Below are 14,776 nucleotides of genomic sequence, written 5' to 3'. Positions count from 1 at the left end.
AGCGAGCACTCGGTGCACTCTTGTCAGGGCTCAGTCGTCGGGGGGCAGCAAGTGGGCCAGCTTCCACTCACCCATGCGTTGGCGCAGGTGCGCCCGCACCGCCGCCGTGGTGGGCAACGCCAGGGTTTCGTCGAGCAGCGTCCGTGCATCTGCAAGGGAAACACGCCGGATCGCCGCACGCACACGAGACAAGCTAGGGGCATTCATGGAGAGCGCCTCGAAACCCATGCCCATCAGCAGTAGTGCGCCAGCGGGGTCGCCGGCCAGTTCGCCGCATACCGAGGCCGGCACCTGCAAGCGTCGCGACTCGATGGCGAGATGCGATAAGGCACCCAGCACGGCGGGGTGGCAGGCATCGTAGAGGCTCGCCACGCGCGGGTTGTTGCGATCCACCGCCAGCAGGTATTGGGTAAGGTCGTTACTGCCCACCGAGAAGAAGTCGACGCGGGCGGCCAGTGCATCAAGCTGATAAAGCGTTCCAGGTACCTCGATCATCACCCCGACCTGAGGGCGCGCCAGCTTGACGCCCTCCTCGGCCAGTTCCCGCTGGGCCCGGTCGATGAGTTTGAGTGCGGTATCGACTTCCTCGATGCTCGAGATCATTGGCAACAGGATGCAAAGATTGTCGAGCCCCACCGAAGCCCGCAGCATGGCACGCAACTGAACCATCAACACTTCCGGATGATCGAGCGTCACGCGAATCCCGCGCCATCCCAAGAAAGGGTTGGCCTCGTCGATGGGAAAGTACGGCAGATCCTTGTCGCCACCGATATCTAGCGTGCGCATCACCACCGGCAACGGCGCGAAACTCTCGAGCTGCTCGTGGTAAAGCCGTGTCTGTTCCTGCTCGCTGGGGAAGCGCTCGTTCATCATGAACGGCACTTCAGTGCGATACAGGCCTACGCCACCGACCCGTGACTTGAGGGACGCCACGGCCTCCACGGCTAGCCCAGTGTTGACCATCAAGGGCATGTAGTACCCGTCGGAGGTTTCGCTAGGGCGGTCCTGCTCATGCTCGAGGACCTCGCTGAGGGCCTTCTCCTCGGCGATCAAGGTCTCGTAATGGTGCTCGCGCTCGGCATCGGGGCGCACGAACAACCGACCGCGATGGCCGTCGAGAATCGCCCGGGCGCCATTGAGCCTCGGCAAGGGTAAATCAACCATCCCCAGCACAGTGGGAATGCCCATCGCGCGCGCCAGAATAGCGACATGCGAGGTGCTCGAGCCGCGAATCGATACCAGCCCTACCAACTTGTCGCGTGGCACCTCACCCAGTGATGCTGCACTCAATTCATCGCCGATCAGGATGGTCTTCTCGGGGAACGTGTCCGGCGTGCGTGGGCTGTCTTCTTGCAAATGGGCAAGCACACGGCGCCCCAGATCGCGGATGTCGGCGGCTCGCTCGCGCAAGTAATTATCATCGACGCGCTCGAGATACTGGACATGACGCTTGACCACATCGGCCAAGGCGCCGGGCGCCCACTGCCCTTCACGGATGCGCTTCTCGACCTCTTGCCCCAGCGCCGCATCGCCCAGCATCTGCTGGTAGGCATCGAACAGGGCCACTTCCTGCGCCGAGATACGCTTGACCAAGCGTGCCGCCGCGACGCCGATTTCCTTGCGAACATTGGCGATCGCTTCGTTCAGGCGGGTGATCTCGGCCTCGATATCTGTGGGAATCAGGTCCGGCACACTGTTGAGATCCGCCGGCGGCATCAGCACCACCAGCTCTCCCGACGCCATGCCGGGCGATGCTGCGACCCCCGAAAACATCGCCTGGCCATCGGCTTGGGCCGGCCGGGTCAGCGTCCCTGTCGCCATGGCATGCGCCAGCACACCGGCCAACTGCGCGGCCATGGTAATGAGAAACGCCTCATCGCCTTCATCGAAACGCCGCATGGCCTGCTGCTGAACGACCAATACTCCGAGCATGCGGCGCTGGTGAATGATCGGCACGCCGAGGAAGCTCGAGAAACGTTCCTCGCCCGTCTCGGCGAAATAGCGGAAATACGGGTGCGAAGGCGCGTCCTCAAGATTGAGCGGTTCTTCGCGTTGCCCTACTAACCCGACCAACCCCTCGCCAAGCCCCATGCTCACCTGCCCCACCGCTTCGCTGTGCAAGCCCAGCGTATCCATGAGCACTAGGCGTTCGCGCTCCGCGTCGAACAGGTAGATGGAGCACACATCGGTGCGCATGGCCTTGCGAATTCGGCGCACCATGGTCGCCAGCGCGGCTTCCAAGCTACGCGCGCCGTTGACTTCCTGAATGATGCGTCGGAGAACATCGAGCATGGGTATTTCTTCTTGTTGTCGTCACGACACGCGTGCGACGGTTGGTCTCAAGGCGAATGCAGGGCATCTCGGCGCACCCCGCAATATCAACCCTCGGTGGCTATATCTCGAGTAGCACCTAGCAAGGTCCCTCTTCGTTCGCCAAACGGTGAACGCGCGGCGCCAATTCACGCAGAGCGCGGCGATAGACTTCGCGTTTGAAGGGCACGACCTGTCCCAGTGGATACCAATAACTGACCCAACGCCAGCCATCGAATTCCGGCTTGGGAGTGGAATCCACGCAAACTCGGCTATCCCGACACCGGATCTTGAGCAGGAACCACTTCTGTTTCTGGCCGATACATATCGGCCTCGAATGCGTTCTCACCATGCGTCGTGGGAGACGGTAGCGCAGCCATCCGCGCGTACAGGCCAAGATCTCGACATCCTCCGGCGTCAAGCCGATCTCTTCCTCGAGCTCCCGATACAATGCCTGTTCCGGTGTCTCATGCGCCTTGATTCCTCCTTGCGGAAATTGCCACGCATTCTGTCCCACACGACGCGCCCAGAGCAGCTGTCCGCTGCGGTTGGCAATGATGATGCCAACGTTGGGCCTGAAGCCGTCAGCGTCGATCACGGACATCACCTTAATGAATCTTCGTTGAGGCCATTCTTCCACAAAGCCAGAAAGCGCATCAATACGCCTTGTGGTGGGCAACATTCGGTAACTCTGCGATAATCCATCTCCTTTTACGCCGCAATCTTCCTGTTCACCCAGCACGATGCAAGGAGTCCTCCTTGAGCCTGGCGATCTTCGATCTCGACAATACACTACTGGACCTCGACAGCGACCATGCCTGGGGCGAGTTCCTCATCGAGCAGGGCGCCGTCGACGCAACGACCTATCGCGACGCCAACGAGCGCTTCTACCAAGATTACCAGAGCGGCGATCTCGACATCATGGCGTACCTGGCCCTGGCGCTACAGCCATTGGCCGAAAACACGCCGGAGCAACTGGCCGCCTGGCATCAACAGTTCATGGCCAGCAAGATCGAGCCGCACATCCTGACGCGCGGAGAAGAACTACTGGCACGCCACCGCGCCAAAGGCAATCGGCTATTGATCATCACCGCCACCAACCGCTTCATCACCGGTCCCATCGCCGAACGCCTGGGCGTGGATGACCTGATCGCCGTCGAACCCGAGATCGAGGCCGGCCACTACACGGGGCGCGTGGTAGGCACCCCGAGTTTCCGCGAAGGCAAGGTGACGTGCCTGGACGCTTGGCTCGCCGAGCAAGACGCCACTCTCGACGGCGCCTGGTTCTATAGCGACTCGCACAACGACCTGCCGCTCCTCGAGCGCGTCGACCACCCCGTCGCCGTCGATCCCGACGATGCCCTGCGCGAGGCCGCCGAGCAACGCGGCTGGCGCATCATCAGCCTGCGCGACTGAGAATGCACCGACCAAGCAGCGCATTTATAGACGCCAAAGGGATCCCTTATGGCTTTGTCACTAGTCATAATGTCGGGCTTGGGGAGGCAGTATTTTCGCGTTAAAAGCGTTATAATACAGCGCATAATTCCATCGCGCCGGTCGCAGTTCGAGACGCCGTTCACCGGCTGACCGACGCACCTTCTCAAGGGCTATGTGAATGGTTGGCACGCATATGGATGAGTCAGTAGACATCGTACTCGTGGGTGCAGGCGTGATGAGCGCCACGCTCGCGACACTGCTTCACGAGCTGGAGCCGGAGGCACGCATCGAGATTATCGAGCGCCTCGATACCACTGCCAGCGAAAGCTCGTTTGCCTGGAACAACGCCGGCACCGGCCACGCCGGCTTGTGCGAACTCAACTATACGCCCCGCGCCGAGGACGGCTCGATCGTGCTCGACAAGGCCATCCACACGAACACCTTGTTCGAGGAATCCAAGCAGCTATGGAGCTACTTGGTCGAAAAGGGCAACCTCGGCGATCCGGCGCGCTTCGTGCATCCGGTACCGCACATGAGTTTCGTGCGCGGCGCGGACGACGTGCGCTTCCTGCGCGACCGCTACCATGCCATGCGCGAACATCCGTGCTTCGAGGGGATGGAATACACCGAGGAGCGCAGCGTCATCGACCAATGGGCGCCGTTATTATTGGATGGACGAGAGGGCGATGAGCCGTTGGCCGCGACGCGCGTTGCTGGCGGCACCGATGTCGACTTCGGCGCCTTGACTCACCAACTCCTCGCCCGACTCGAGGAAGAGCCCGACGAGCAGGTACGCATCACCACGGGCCAGACGGTCGAGGATCTAGACCGCAACGACGATGGCAGCTGGACCCTCAAGGTCGCAGGCCACGACAACACCAAGCGCACGCTGCGTGCGCGCTTCGTTTTCCTGGGCGCTGGCGGTGCCTCACTGCATCTGCTGCAGAAAAGCGGCATCCCCGAAGGTAAGGGCTACGCAGGCTTTCCGGTCAGCGGCCAGTGGTTACGTTGCGATAAGCCCGAGATCGTTTCCCGGCATCACGCCAAGGTCTACAGCAAGGCCCCCATCGGCGCGCCGCCGATGTCGGTACCCCATCTGGATACGCGCAATGTCGATGGCACCCCCTCGCTGCTGTTCGGCCCCTTTGCCGGCTTCACCACCAAGTTCCTGAAAACCGGCTCGGTGATGGACCTGGTCAAGTCTGTGCGCTCGTCCAACGTGACCTCGATGCTCTCGGTCGCGCGCGATAACTTTAGCCTGGTCAAGTACCTTCTTGATCAGGTACGGCTCTCCCATGAGCAGCGCGTCGACGAACTGCGCGCCTTCTATCCCAAGGCGGAGAGCGAAGATTGGCGCCTCGAGATCGCCGGCCAGCGCGTTCAGGTCATCAAGAAGGACCCGGAAAAAGGCGGCGTGCTGCAATTCGGCACCGAGGTCGTTGCTGCCAGCGACGGTTCGCTCGCGGCGCTTCTCGGCGCCTCGCCGGGCGCCTCCACGGCCGCTTCGATCATGATCAATCTCGTCGAACAGTGCTTCCCCGAGAAATTTGCCAGTGATGCCTGGCAGCAGCGCCTGCACGAGCTCGTGCCCGCACGCGCCGACACGCTGGCGGATCACGGTGACCTACTTCGCGACGTGCGTCACCGCACGCATACCACGCTCAAGCTCGCCGATGCTCAACCCGCCACGGCGCCGGTGGCATAAAAACAAGCACCACGCACACGCACCACTCGCATGAAAAACGCCTCGATCCGGTAGATCGAGGCGCTTTTCATGTACGGCCACAGAACGTGTAGAAGCGCTAATGCAGCCAGAACCATAGATGCATGGTGCTCCAGGCATACACGCCAGCAAGGACATCATCGAACATGATCCCGAAGCCCCCAGCCACGTGACGGTCTACCCAGCGGATCGGCCATGGCTTGATGATGTCGAACATGCGAAACACCACGAAGCCCCACAGCGCCGCTTCCCACGAAAAGGGAACCGCCGCCATGGTCAGCCAATAACCGACGAACTCGTCCCAGACGATGCCGGAATGATCGTGAACGCCCAAGTCACGCGAGGTCTTTTCGCACAACCAGATGCCCAAGATCGAAGCCACACCCACCAGTCCCAGGTACCAATCGATAGGTAGTCCCGACAGCAGCCAATAGAACGGGATTGCGGCCAATGTACCGAAAGTGCCCGGCGCGAAAGGAATCGCCCCGCTGCCCAAGCCAAATGCCAGAAAATGGGTCGGGCGGCGCCAGACGCTGCGCGGTGAGCGATTCATGGCCCGTCTCCCGTAAAATGCTGCCATCCTGCGCCCTTCAATGTCTCGGGAATCCCTCTGATACCGGGCTCAGCGACTATGCGTCCGATCTCGGTCAGCGTGACATCACAGTCGGCACAGCGCCGCTGGGCGTCTTCCCAGGCCGTGTCAGGCACGCTGACTAGAAGCTGGTAATCGTCTCCTCCGTTCAGCGCGGCATGCAAGGCGCCTTCGCTACCCAGCGTCATTTCCAGCGTCGGCGCAAGAGGAATACACGCCGGGTCGAGGCTGGCACCGACACCCGAGGCGTGACATAGATGCCCGAGATCGGCCAGCAGGCCATCGGAGATATCCAGTGCCGCCGAGGCCAGCCCCCGCAGTGCACGACCCGCCTCGAGCTGTGGCGTTGGCCTCAAATAGGCAGCCAACAACGGATCCGCAAGGTCATGGCCTCCGGCCTGCCACATGCGCAGACCACCGTGGCCGCCACCTAGCGCACCGGTCACCGCCAGGCGCTCTCCTGGCATCGCGCCACTCCGCCGCAGCGCCTGACCCACCGGCACATCGCCGATCACCGTGACAGCGATGGATAGCGTGCCACGCGTGACGTCACCGCCGATCAAGGGCGCCGACATACGTCGGCCAAGATCACGAAACCCTTGAGCGAACCGCTCCAGCCACGCGGGCTCGCCATGCGTCAGCGTCAGAGCCATCAGGCAGCCGCGCGGTCGCGCCCCCATCGCCGCCAGATCGGAAAGCGCCACCGCCAGTGCACGATGCCCGATCGCCTCGGGCGGCGCATCGCCGGGGAAATGCACGTCGGCCACCGAGGTGTCCACGCTCATGGCAAGCTCGGTCCCAGCGGCGGGGCTCAGCAGCGCGCAGTCGTCGCCGGGCCCCAGCGTAATACCGGTGATTGGCAGGGACTGATCGGGCGTCGCGAAATAACGCGCGATGATGTCGAATTCACCCAACATGTCAACGACGACGCGCAGCGACCTCAGTACTCCGCAAGCGGCTCGCCAGCTTGTCGAGAATACCGTTGACGTACTTGTGGCCATCGGTGGCCCCAAAACCCTTGGCCAATTCGATGCCTTCATTGATCACCACACGATACGGCACCTCGAGGCGATACTTGAGCTCATAGGCGCCCAGCCGGAGAATCGCCAGCTCGATCCGGTCAAGGTCCTCAAGGCGGCGGTCGAGCAGCGGTGCGATGGTTTTGTCGATGGCTTCGCGGTCACCGGCCACGTTGTGCAACAGCTCATGAAACAGCGCCAAATCGGCAATGCCCATGACCTTGTGCCAGTTTTCATGATCCTCGAGATCTTCATCGGCGATTTGCGAGCGAAACTCCGACTCCACCGCCGTGATCGACTTGCCGGTCATCTGCCATTGGTAGAGACCCTGCACCGCCAACTCACGCGCCGCACGGCGCGCTTGCTGGGCCGGGGTCGCATCACGGGGCGATTGGCTCATGCTTCTCCCCCCATGCGTTTGAACAGCGAGACCATTTCCATCGCTGCCATCGCCGCCTCGGCACCTTTGTTACCGGCCTTGGTGCCGGCGCGCTCGATGGCCTGGTCGATGGAGTCGACGGTCAGCACCCCGTTGGCGATGGGAGTGTTCAGCTCTAGCTGCAGGCTACTCATGGCACTGTTGCAATTGCCCGCCACGTAGTCGAAATGTGGCGTCCCTCCGCGAATCACCGCCCCTAGGGCAATGACGGCATGAGGTTTGAGCACCTGCACGGCCCGCTTGACGGCCAATGGCAGTTCCCAGGCGCCAGGCACATGGATGATATCGACGTTTTCTTCGTCCACGCCATGCCGAACGAGGCTATCCACCGCCCCTTCCACCAGGCTATCGACCACGTGATGATTGAAGCGGCCCACGACGATGACATAACGGCCATCGACATCGGTGTAGCCACCCTCGACTTGAGAGATCGGTTGCATTGTCAAATCCCGGGTCTGAATGCGCGACACTTCGCGCACGATATATCAGCTGTGTCAGTGCATGCCAGTGAAGCGATCACTTACTTCAACATGGCGCATGGTATCACCACCGCCGAGGAGCACATTTCTTCACCGGCACACGCGGCCGCCGGTGCCTCTACGGCCCGGCGGTCGGATGAATGAAAGACTTATTCTACCGGCTGGTCGCTCTCGGGGGTATCGCCACCCACGCGCTCGACGACCTCAAGATCGAAGCCGGACAACGCGGAAAACTTCCACGGCGAGCTCAAAAGGCGCATTTGCCCGACGCCCAATTGGCGCAGAATCTGCGACCCGGTACCGATGGTCAGATAGTTACCGGCCCCATCGGAGGCGCTGGAACGCGGCGCCGGCTTGCGCGACAGCAGCACATCGAGCTGATCCTTGAGGTCGAGGCGCGGTCGGCCGTCGTCAAGCAGCACGAAGACCCCAGCCTCGGCTTCGGCGATCTGCGCCAAGGCGCTGGACGCCGTCCAACTGTGGCTCTCCGGCTTGCTCAGCATCAACAGATCCCGCAGCGTATCGGCAATATGCACGCGCACGGTGGTCGGCGTCTCGTTGTGTGGCACGCCTTTCACCAGCGCCAGATGATGAGCGTTCTGAATACGATCGTGGAAGACATGTAGCGTCAACTCACCGAACGCGGTGTCGACGACCGTGCGCTCTACTTCCTCGACAGTGCGCTCGTGATGGATGCGATAGTGGATCAGGTCGGCGATCGTGCCGACCTTGATGCCGTGCTCGACGGCGAAGCGCTCCAACTCGTCGCGGCGCGCCATGCTGCCGTCGTCGTTCATCACCTCGCAGATCACACCGCTGGCCTCGAACCCGGCCATGGCCGACAGATCGCAAGCGGCTTCGGTATGTCCGGCGCGGCGCAGCACGCCGCCCGGCTCGGCCATCAGCGGGAAGATATGCCCGGGCTGGACGATGTCCTCCGCAACGGCATCACGTGCCGCAGCGGCGCGCACGGTGCGCGCGCGATCGGAAGCGGAAATACCCGTGGAGACACCGCGTGCGGCTTCGATGGAAACGGTGAACTTAGTGCCGAAACCGGAACCGTTATCGCGGACCATCAGCGGCAACTCGAGACGCTTGCAGCGCTCACGCGTCATCGGCAGGCAAATCAAGCCCCGTGCGTGGCGAGCCATGAAATTGATATGCTCGGCCTCGACGCACTCGGCGGCCATGATGATATCGCCTTCGTTCTCGCGATCCTCATCATCCATGAGTATGACCATCTTGCCCTGACGAATGTCTTCGACAATGGCTTCGATGGAGGCCAAGCCCTGTTTGGATGAAAGCGCCATGATGTCTCCGATGCTCGTCTCGTACGCCGATACGGTCTTGTCGTCGGCGCCGTCATAATGATGTGTCGTGGTGTCACGACGCAGGCGTCGTCGCTCTTCGACTCCCAGTCAGGTCGGCGCCCAGAGTACCTGCAAGCGCGCTTGTGCGCCAGTGGCAGCATACATGCGATTGCCGCTTCAGGCGCTGTCGGACGCTGCGGATTTTGACGCCACGGGTCGCGCGACGATGCGCCAGTCACGGCCGACGGCACGAATGTCGTCGATGTGCAACGGACGCTGCTGCGCCATGTACTCGAGTCCCGGCAACGCGAACAGCGGACGTGCCTCACCACCCAACAGCGTCGGTGCCACGAACAGGTGCATCTCATCGATAGCGCCGATATCAAGCATGGCACCGGCCAGTGTCGCGCCGGTTTCGAGAAGCACCTCGTTGCATTGTTCCCACTCCGCCAGGTGCGCCAGCAGGGCGCGTAGATCGACGCGCCCTTCAGCCGCCTCGGGCAGGACGAGCACCTCGGCGCCGGCCTGTTCCAACGTCGCGCGGCGCGCCTCATCCGACGAGACGGTCGCTACTAAAGTACGCCCCGGTTCACGCAAACACGCCGCTGCCACCGGCAAGCGCAGCCGCGAGTCGACCACGACGCGCAGGGGCTGGTGCTCGGCGATCGCTTCACCCTCGTCCAGCTCGAGCTGCGCGGGACGCACCGTAAGGCGCGAATTATCGAAAATGACCGAATCGACCCCAGTCATCACTGCGCTCGAGCGCGCCCGCAAGCGTTGCACCTCGGTACGCGCGCTCCCTCCAGTGATCCATTGCGACTCCCCGCTGGCCATGGCGGTGCGACCGTCCAGGCTCATCGCCATCTTAAGGCGTACGAACGGCATCCCCTCGCGCATGCGCTTCACGAAACCGATATTGAGCGCCTCGGCATCGGCCTCCAGGCAACCCACCTCAACCTCGATGCCTGCCTCACGCAGCATTGCCACACCACGCCCAGCCACCTGCGGATTGGGATCGACCATGGCGATGACGACACGGTGAACGCCGGCGTCGATCAACGCCCGGGCACAAGGCGGTGTGCGACCATGATGCGAACAAGGTTCCAAAGTGACATAGGCCGTGGCGCCTCGCGCCGCCTCGTCAGCGGCTCGCAAGGCGTGAACCTCGGCATGCGGGCCACCGGCGTAGGCGTGATACCCCTCACCGACGATTCGCCCCCCATTGACCACGACGCAGCCGACGCGCGGATTGGGATGGGTGGTATAGCAGCCTCGTCGGGCGAGTTGCAGCGCGCGCGCCATGCACACTTCGTGAGATAGCGCCGGCACGGCGGCGTCCTGTGTCATGGGCCACTCCTCATGGATCACTTCTTGAGCGATTCGCGTCGGTACGTATCGAGGTCAGCGCTGATCGTTATCATCGGGCACAAAGCTGGGCTCTTGCGCCAAGCGGTCGATTTCGGCGCGAAACTCGTCGAGGTCCTGGAAGCGTCGATAGACGGAGGCGAAGCGGATGTAGGCGACTTGATCGAGCCGTTTCAGCGAACGCATGACCTCCTCGCCGATCTCGCGCGCCTCCAATTCACGCTCACCACGGGCACGCAGACGCTGACGGATACGCTCGACCGCCGCCTCGATGGATTCGGCACTGACCGGGCGTTTTTCCAATGCGCGTAACATGCCGGCGCGCAACTTGCGCTCATCGAAGGTCTCCCGCGAGCCGTCGCCCTTGATGACACGGGGCATGACCAGCTCCGCCGTCTCGTAGGTAGTGAAGCGTTCGCCGCAGTCATTGCACTGGCGACGCCGACGCACCTGATCCCCCTCGGCCACGAGGCGCGAATCGGTCACCTTGGTGTCATACTTTCCACAAAAGGGGCAGTGCATCGTGGCGCGTCCGCGGTTGAGTATCGAGAATGAGTCGTTGTCATTGAGATTGACCGACATTGTAGCCTTTCCCCGCGCCGCGCGGAAACTCGCTTGCGCACTGCCGCCAGGCCAGCCAAGCTCATGAGGCTGCTTGCGTTTCCGCGCTCGCCCAGCATGCTTTCAAGGAACCGCCTAGGAGATAAAGCCAATGGGCATCATCGCATGGATCGTATTCGGTCTGCTGGCCGGTATTGTCGCCAAATTGATCATGCCGGGGCGCGATCCCGGCGGCATGATCATTACCATGATCATCGGGATCCTCGGGGCCATTGTTGGGGGCTGGGTCGGCACCGCGCTGGGATTCGGCTCGGTGGATGGCTTCAACCTCGGCAGTTTCGTCATCGCCGTACTCGGCGCCATCATCCTCCTGGGGCTTTACCGCATCGTGAAGAAATGACCCTTGCCGCGTCCGTACACGCCGGCCATCCGCCGGCGTGTCGCGCATGGCACGACTCCTGCAACAGCAACGATAATGTCGACGTGCGAGCCACCGATTCTCACGAGGACCATCGATGCCCCACCCTACCCCCCCAGCCCCGCAGACCGAACTCGATGAAGCCGCTTTCACCACGCGCGCCAAGGCACGCTTGGACGAGATTTACGGACCGCGCGCCGATGAAGTATTACGCCGCCTGCAGCGCCTTATATCGCACCAACGTGGTGCCATTCCCGAACGCTCGCGTCCATTATGGAGCGAACGCGACCAGTTACTGATCACCTACGGCGATCTATTGCTCGACGGCGAGCGGCCACCACTGCAAGTGCTCGACGAGTTTCTCGAGACGCGCCTCGCGGACACCTTCAGCGGCGTTCACGTGCTGCCTTTCTTCCCCTGGAGCAGCGACGATGGCTTCTCGGTGATCCATTATCGCGAGGTCAACCCCGCACTAGGCGACTGGGAAGACATCCGCCGACTGACACGCCACGGCGATTTGATGGTCGACCTGGTCATCAATCACGTCTCGCGGGAATCGCTGTGGTTCGTCGACTACCTCGCTGGCACCCAGCCGGGCCGTGACTACTTCATCGAAATGGACCCGAACACCGACCTGTCGGATGTCACCCGGCCACGCAGCTCGCCGCTGTTGGTGCCGGTTTCCACGCGCCGCGGGACACGTTATCTGTGGGCGACATTTTCCGAGGACCAGATCGATCTCAACTTCGCCAATCCCGATGTGCTCATCGAGTTCATCGGCATCATGCTCTACTACGTGGAGCAAGGCGCGCGCATCATCCGCCTCGACGCCATCGCCTACCTGTGGAAGGAAGTCGGCACTTCGTGCATCCACCTACCGGAAACCCATGCCGTGGTCCGGCTGCTACGCGCCGTGCTCGACCACCTCGCCCCCGGCACGCTGCTGATCACCGAAACCAACGTGCCGCACCGCGAGAACATGAGCTACTTCGGCCTCGAACGCCTCGACGATACCACCACGTCGAACGCGCCCGCGCGCCCCGACGAAGCGCACATGATCTATCAGTTCACGCTGCCGCCACTGTTGGTGCACACGCTCACCAGCGGCGATGCCACGGCGCTGGAAGCCTGGGCACGCAGCCTCCCCGCGTTGCCGCCCGGCTGCACCTATTTCAACTTTACCGCCAGCCACGACGGGATCGGCGTACGCGCGCTGGAAGGGCTGTTACCGCCCCACGAGATCAATGCCATGCTCGAGCTCATGCACCGCTTCGGTGGGTATGTGAGCATGAAGGCCAATGCCGATGGCAAGGACACGCCCTACGAGGTCAACATTACCTACTTCGATGCGCTACGTGGCACACGTCGCGGCGCCGACCCCTGGCAGGTGGAACGTTTTCTGTGCAGCCAGCACTTGATGCTCGCGCTGCAGGGCGTGCCGGGCATCTATTTCCACTGCCTGACCGCCACGCTCAATGACCACGAAGGCGTCGAGCGCAGCGGACAGTTGCGTACCATCAACCGTCGGCGCTGGCAGAAGGAAGCCCTCGACGAACTTCTCGATAGCCGCAATACGCCCACGCGAGAGGTGTTCATGGCATTGCGCCGGCGTCTCAAGCTGCGCGCCCAGGAGCCCTGCTTTCATCCCCAGGTCGAGCAGCACATCGTCGACACACCGCCGACGCTGTTCGCCGTGCAGCGAGGTCCGCTGGCCGATGGGCGTCGCTTGCTCGCGGTCTACAACGTCACTGACAAACGCCAGCCACTGCCCTTGCCCGACCTCGACGAAGACGGCTGGTACGACCTGCTTGCCGATGCGCCCTGGGATGCGCAGGCCCCGCGTGAACTGCGCCCATATCGCAGCTTGTGGCTGGTGCAACGGCCTGGCGCACCGACATAGGCTTGCCGATGCGCGCCGTGCTGGTTACTGTAAGTGTGGAGATGGCATTCCTCCCGTCGTCATCGGCGTCCGAAACACGGCGCCCATCGCGATAAACCGCCTGGCATCGGCACCACATCGCCGACGCGTTCTCGCCAGTGCTAATGATGCCTGCCAACGCACTCGAGGTGCGTCGTGCGCAGGTATCCACGGTTATTTCTTTCAGCCTCGCCGCCCCCGTACGCCCACCTCGTTGATCATTCTCAATTGCGAGGAATTGAACGCATGTGGTTTTCCATCGTGGCGATCGGCGCCGGTGCCGCGCTCGGCGCCAACCTACGCTGGCTACTGGGAATATGGCTCAACGCCCTTTTCCCCTCGATCCCCCCCGGAACCTTGGCCGCCAACTGGCTAGGCGCCTGGTTGATCGGCCTTTCTATCGCCTTCTTCGCCCAGTTGCCGCATCTCTCCCCCGAATGGCGTCTATTCGTGGTGACCGGCTTTTTGGGGGCGTTGACGACCTTCTCGACCTTTTCCGCCGAGATGTTCACTAACCTGCAGGCCGGGCGTTACCTCATGGCATTATCGGGCATCGCCGTGCACGTACTCGGCTCGTTGGCCATGACCGGCGTAGGCATCGCCACCTTCGGTGCCATCAAACACCTTACGGGAGTCTTGAAATGAGCGTATGGCAATAGGGATAGCGTTAAACCGCCACCAGCGCGAAGCCGGCGTTCTGCAGCGCGATGCCCACTGTCATGCCAGACTGCGCCAGCTCGATATCGGCCAGCAGGGTATCGCGGGCAAATCCCTGACCGTGCCAGGCTTGCAGACACACCATGACGCCGACGCCTTCGCGCTGTAGCGCCTCGATCAACACGCGGTTGGGATTGTTCGAGGCGTCCGGCAATCCGTAATGACGCGCATAGGCGGCATCCTCGAGAAGGCACGGCGTCGCTGCTCCTGAGACGAGGACGATCATGTGGCGACGCTCGGCCGGCACGTCGGCTGCCGCGAACAGGTTCACCGCCCTCACAGCGCGCAGCAGGCCGGCATTGGCCATGGCACCCTGCGCACTGGGCGTCGTCCACTGGAACAGCGCCCGGTAGATGCCATGCGCCAGTGGCAACCACTGGGCCTCTTCTTGCCCGGCGAGCGGCGTGTCGTCGATAGGCGATGGTGTGGTGCTCGGTGGTTGTCGTGATATCCAGTTATTCCAGCCTGTTGTCATATCGCCCCCCTGC

15 protein-coding genes are annotated in these 14,776 nt (G+C 62.4%); 5 read left to right on the top strand and 10 right to left on the bottom strand.

Annotation, left to right across the window (positions count from 1 at the left end):
- Positions 1–30 precede the first annotated feature (30 nt).
- Both ptsP and LUN51_RS02745 read right to left on the bottom strand, forming a co-directional pair.
- Complete coding sequence (ptsP, locus tag LUN51_RS02750; protein ID WP_277810030.1) at positions 31–2,292, bottom strand: phosphoenolpyruvate--protein phosphotransferase; 2,262 nt, start codon at positions 2,290–2,292, stop codon at positions 31–33.
- A gap of 118 nt (positions 2,293–2,410) precedes the next feature.
- Complete coding sequence (locus LUN51_RS02745; RefSeq protein ID WP_040243185.1) at positions 2,411–2,908, bottom strand: RNA pyrophosphohydrolase; 498 nt, start codon at positions 2,906–2,908, stop codon at positions 2,411–2,413.
- A gap of 161 nt (positions 2,909–3,069) precedes the next feature.
- On the opposite strand from LUN51_RS02745, the gene LUN51_RS02740 reads away from it, so the two are divergent.
- Positions 3,070–3,726 carry an HAD family hydrolase gene (locus LUN51_RS02740; protein WP_277810029.1) on the top strand — a complete coding sequence of 219 codons (657 nt, stop codon included), beginning with the start codon at positions 3,070–3,072 and terminating at the stop codon, positions 3,724–3,726.
- A gap of 214 nt (positions 3,727–3,940) precedes the next feature.
- Entirely contained in the window at positions 3,941–5,452 is a 1,512-nt protein-coding gene (mqo, locus tag LUN51_RS02735; RefSeq protein WP_277810028.1) for a malate dehydrogenase (quinone), read from the top strand.
- Positions 5,453–5,549: 97 nt separating this feature from the next.
- On the opposite strand, the gene LUN51_RS02730 is transcribed toward mqo, so the two are convergent.
- The 7 genes from LUN51_RS02730 to nrdR form a co-directional block, all read right to left on the bottom strand.
- Complete coding sequence (locus tag LUN51_RS02730; protein WP_097023882.1) at positions 5,550–6,023, bottom strand: phosphatidylglycerophosphatase A family protein; 474 nt, start codon at positions 6,021–6,023, stop codon at positions 5,550–5,552.
- A complete protein-coding gene (thiL, locus tag LUN51_RS02725) occupies positions 6,020–6,979 on the bottom strand; it encodes a thiamine-phosphate kinase (protein ID WP_277810027.1) in 960 nt (319 codons plus the stop codon). The genes LUN51_RS02730 and thiL overlap by 4 nt, the downstream gene beginning before the upstream one ends.
- A gap of 1 nt (position 6,980) precedes the next feature.
- Positions 6,981–7,481, bottom strand: a complete 501-nt coding sequence (gene nusB, locus LUN51_RS02720) for a transcription antitermination factor NusB (protein ID WP_277810026.1) — start codon at positions 7,479–7,481, stop codon at positions 6,981–6,983.
- Positions 7,478–7,960: a 6,7-dimethyl-8-ribityllumazine synthase gene (gene ribH / locus LUN51_RS02715; RefSeq protein ID WP_075368961.1), complete on the bottom strand. Its 483-nt coding sequence runs from the start codon at positions 7,958–7,960 to the stop codon at positions 7,478–7,480. The genes nusB and ribH overlap by 4 nt, the downstream gene beginning before the upstream one ends.
- A gap of 188 nt (positions 7,961–8,148) precedes the next feature.
- On the bottom strand, positions 8,149–9,309 hold the full coding sequence (ribBA, locus tag LUN51_RS02710) for a bifunctional 3,4-dihydroxy-2-butanone-4-phosphate synthase/GTP cyclohydrolase II (RefSeq protein ID WP_277810025.1): 1,161 nt from the start codon (positions 9,307–9,309) through the stop codon (positions 8,149–8,151).
- 177 nt (positions 9,310–9,486) lie between these two features.
- Positions 9,487–10,656, bottom strand: coding sequence for a bifunctional diaminohydroxyphosphoribosylaminopyrimidine deaminase/5-amino-6-(5-phosphoribosylamino)uracil reductase RibD (gene ribD, locus LUN51_RS02705; RefSeq protein ID WP_277810024.1), 1,170 nt, complete (start codon positions 10,654–10,656; stop codon positions 9,487–9,489).
- Positions 10,657–10,710: 54 nt separating this feature from the next.
- Positions 10,711–11,196 (bottom strand): transcriptional regulator NrdR, encoded by a 486-nt coding sequence (gene nrdR / locus LUN51_RS02700; RefSeq protein ID WP_040243189.1) that lies wholly within the window; start codon positions 11,194–11,196, stop codon positions 10,711–10,713.
- Between the two features lie 190 nt (positions 11,197–11,386).
- On the opposite strand from nrdR, the gene LUN51_RS02695 reads away from it, so the two are divergent.
- The 3 genes from LUN51_RS02695 to crcB all read left to right on the top strand — a co-directional run bounded on the left by LUN51_RS02695 (position 11,387) and on the right by crcB (position 14,216).
- On the top strand, positions 11,387–11,635 hold the full coding sequence (locus LUN51_RS02695) for a GlsB/YeaQ/YmgE family stress response membrane protein (protein WP_075369582.1): 249 nt from the start codon (positions 11,387–11,389) through the stop codon (positions 11,633–11,635).
- 115 nt (positions 11,636–11,750) lie between these two features.
- Complete coding sequence (locus LUN51_RS02690) at positions 11,751–13,553, top strand: sugar phosphorylase (protein ID WP_277810023.1); 1,803 nt, start codon at positions 11,751–11,753, stop codon at positions 13,551–13,553.
- A gap of 264 nt (positions 13,554–13,817) precedes the next feature.
- Positions 13,818–14,216, top strand: a complete 399-nt coding sequence (crcB, locus tag LUN51_RS02685; protein WP_277810022.1) for a fluoride efflux transporter CrcB — start codon at positions 13,818–13,820, stop codon at positions 14,214–14,216.
- Positions 14,217–14,238: 22 nt separating this feature from the next.
- Here crcB and LUN51_RS02680 read toward each other — a convergent pair whose 3' ends face one another.
- Complete coding sequence (locus LUN51_RS02680; RefSeq protein WP_277810021.1) at positions 14,239–14,763, bottom strand: hypothetical protein; 525 nt, start codon at positions 14,761–14,763, stop codon at positions 14,239–14,241.
- Positions 14,764–14,776 lie beyond the last annotated feature (13 nt).

The organism is Chromohalobacter canadensis (genome assembly GCF_029544075.1).
Taxonomy (GTDB): Bacteria; Pseudomonadota; Gammaproteobacteria; order Pseudomonadales; family Halomonadaceae; genus Chromohalobacter; species Chromohalobacter canadensis_A.
Note: the sequence above shows the minus strand (reverse complement) of the source record. Positions and strands in the feature narration are given on the sequence as shown.

Excerpts from the sequence above, each read along its gene's own strand:
- ptsP (WP_277810030.1), bottom strand. The coding sequence starts at position 2,292 with ATGCTCGATGTTCTCCGACGCATCATTCAGGAAGTCAACGGCGCGCGT.
- mqo (WP_277810028.1), top strand. The coding sequence starts at position 3,941 with ATGGATGAGTCAGTAGACATCGTACTCGTGGGTGCAGGCGTGATGAGC.
- LUN51_RS02730 (WP_097023882.1), bottom strand. The coding sequence starts at position 6,023 with ATGAATCGCTCACCGCGCAGCGTCTGGCGCCGCCCGACCCATTTTCTG.
- thiL (WP_277810027.1), bottom strand. The coding sequence starts at position 6,979 with ATGTTGGGTGAATTCGACATCATCGCGCGTTATTTCGCGACGCCCGAT.
- nusB (WP_277810026.1), bottom strand. The coding sequence starts at position 7,481 with ATGAGCCAATCGCCCCGTGATGCGACCCCGGCCCAGCAAGCGCGCCGT.
- ribH (WP_075368961.1), bottom strand. The coding sequence starts at position 7,960 with ATGCAACCGATCTCTCAAGTCGAGGGTGGCTACACCGATGTCGATGGC.
- ribBA (WP_277810025.1), bottom strand. The coding sequence starts at position 9,309 with ATGGCGCTTTCATCCAAACAGGGCTTGGCCTCCATCGAAGCCATTGTC.
- ribD (WP_277810024.1), bottom strand. The coding sequence starts at position 10,656 with ATGACACAGGACGCCGCCGTGCCGGCGCTATCTCACGAAGTGTGCATG.
- nrdR (WP_040243189.1), bottom strand. The coding sequence starts at position 11,196 with ATGCACTGCCCCTTTTGTGGAAAGTATGACACCAAGGTGACCGATTCG.
- LUN51_RS02695 (WP_075369582.1), top strand. The coding sequence starts at position 11,387 with ATGGGCATCATCGCATGGATCGTATTCGGTCTGCTGGCCGGTATTGTC.
- LUN51_RS02690 (WP_277810023.1), top strand. The coding sequence starts at position 11,751 with ATGCCCCACCCTACCCCCCCAGCCCCGCAGACCGAACTCGATGAAGCC.
- crcB (WP_277810022.1), top strand. The coding sequence starts at position 13,818 with ATGTGGTTTTCCATCGTGGCGATCGGCGCCGGTGCCGCGCTCGGCGCC.
- LUN51_RS02680 (WP_277810021.1), bottom strand. The coding sequence starts at position 14,763 with ATGACAACAGGCTGGAATAACTGGATATCACGACAACCACCGAGCACC.